General features: G+C 50.2%; 2 protein-coding genes. Both read right to left on the bottom strand.

What is annotated here, in order from left to right; all coding sequences use genetic code 11:
• Positions 1-724: MFS transporter (locus tag ACSHWX_RS18390; RefSeq protein ID WP_435669661.1), on the bottom strand; the 724-nt coding region annotated here is incomplete at its 3' end.
• 217 nt (positions 725-941) lie between these two features.
• A complete protein-coding gene (gene prpF, locus ACSHWX_RS18385) occupies positions 942-2,183 on the bottom strand; it encodes a 2-methylaconitate cis-trans isomerase PrpF (protein WP_435669660.1) in 1,242 nt (413 codons plus the stop codon).
• Between the last annotated feature and the right edge of the window lie 117 nt (positions 2,184-2,300).

The following is a 2,300-nucleotide window of genomic DNA, read 5'->3' as shown; positions in this document are numbered from 1 at the left end:
CTTTAAGTACAAATGTGATGAAGCTATATTGGTTTACAAAAATAAAGAAGCTTAGTCCGCCTATCAAGTAACTTAGCAACAAACGTTTGTTTGCTAGGTGTGCTGCGAGCTGATGCAGCATGGATTTGGGGCGCAGAGGTTTAGGTAAAAAACCTTTTGAAGCAGGTAAAAGCCAAGCAAATGCTAGTGTCAGGCTTAAGCTGAGTAACGCCATTATTTCGAAGGTACCGATCAACCCGAAATTTTCCCCCAAAAAGCCCCCAAGTAAACGCCCACCAATACCACCAAGTGAATTACCACTGATATAGATTCCCACGGCTATCATCAAAGCGTCTGCGTTAAATTCATCACTCATGTAGGCCACCGCGATAGCGGGCAAACCCGCTAAAAAGAAGCCTTGGGCGGCACGTAAAATCAGCAAACTTTGGTAATCACCAGCGAAGGCCAAACAAGTAGTGGTAAGCGTAATACCCACCATGGTGAACAGCATAATCCCTTTACGCCCAATGGCATCAGAGAGCGGCCCGTAAAACAGCAGAGAGATACCCAGAGTAAAGGTGGAAATGGTAAAACTGACACTCGATTGCAGCGCGGACACCCCAAACTGCTCGGCTATCATAGGCAATAATGGCTGAGTCACATACAGGTTAGCAAACACCATAAACGAGCCTAAACACAGGGCCAGCGTAGCGCGCCAAAAGGCAGCAGTATGAGGGGCGATCATCCTTGCAGAATATCCTTTGTTACAAGCTCAACATAAGTTGAAAAGTAGAATTTCAATACGCTGTGTGCGCAACTGACACGAAAAAGCGACCTTAGCAAAGGCTAACGTCGCTTTCCAATCGCTTATCTGCATGACACCGATTAAATCAGCTTGGGCGATGCTGGCGATATTTTGCGCCAACACCAACGAGTGACTTAAGCAGTGCACGTTACATGCGTTAGAAGCTGTCTTTAGGGATACGCACCCAGCCTTCCATCAAGACACGCGCACTGCGACTCATAGACGCTTTTATCACTGACCATTGGCCATCCACTAATTCGGCAGCCGCGCCGACTTTTAGGGTGCCCGACGGGTGACCGAAACGCACGTCGCTGCGCTCGCCGCCACCAGCGGCCAAATTCACCAGTGTGCCCGGAATGGCTGCAGCTGTGCCAATGGCCACGGCCGCAGTGCCCATCATGGCGTGATGCAGTTTGCCCATCGACATGGCCCGTACCAATACATCAATGTCATCAAGTTCAATAGCCTTGCCACTGGATGACACATAAGGCCTTGGCGGCGCTACAAACGCGACTTTCGGCGTATGCTGGCGTGACGCAGCTTCACTAACATCCTTGATTAATCCCATTTGCACAGCACCTTGAGCGCGAATGGTTTCAAACTTGGTCAGCGCAGCAGGGTCGCCGTTTATCACCTCTTGCAACTCAGTGCCTGTGTAACCAATGTCTTCCGCGTTTACAAAAATCGTTGGAATACCGGCATTGATTAACGTTGCTTTAAGGTTACTTACCCCAACAGCCGCCAGCTCAGGTGAGTTAAGTTCATCCACAATATTACCTGTGGGGAACATACCACTTGGGCCTTGGTCTTGACCTTGAGCAGCCGCATCGCCATCATCCGCTGGGTGCATAAATTCTATCAACACTTCGGCGGCGGGAAACGTCACACCGTCTAACTCAAAATCACCGGTTTCTTGTACTTCGCCATCGGTGATGGGCACATGGGCAATGATGGTCTTCTGGATGTTTTGCTGCCAAATGCGCACCTCGGCAATGCCGTTTTGCGGAATACGGCTGGCTTTCACCAAACCATTGCTGATAGCAAACGAGCCCACTGCAGCCGTTAAGTTACCGCAGTTACCGCTCCAATCAACAAAGGCTTTATCGATAGCCACTTGGCCGAACAGGTAATTCACATCGTGTTCGGCTTGGTCGCTTTTCGACAGAATCACCGTTTTGCTGGTGCTCGATGTCGCCCCGCCCATACCATCGGTTTGTTTACCGTAAGGATCAGGGCTACCAATGACGCGCAGCAAGAGGTTGTCCCTTGCAGAGCCAGGCTTTTGTGCCGACTCAGGCAGGTCACTCAAGGCGAAAAACACCCCTTTACTGGTGCCCCCGCGCATGTAAGTCGCGGGGATTTTGATTTGTGGCTGATGTGTTTTAGATTCAGTAGCCATAACTACTCCTTACCCTACCGTCGCTTCAAGAAAGTCTTGCGCGAAGCGTTGTAGCACACCGCCTGCTTCATAGATTGACGATTCCTCTTGGGTGTCAATACGACACTTCACCGGCAC

Origin of the sequence: Maritalea sp., assembly GCF_051251695.1 — a bacterium.
GTDB lineage: Bacteria > Pseudomonadota > Alphaproteobacteria > Rhizobiales > Devosiaceae > Maritalea.
The sequence above is the reverse complement of the archived record's forward strand: the minus strand, read 5'-3'. Positions and strand labels throughout refer to the sequence as shown.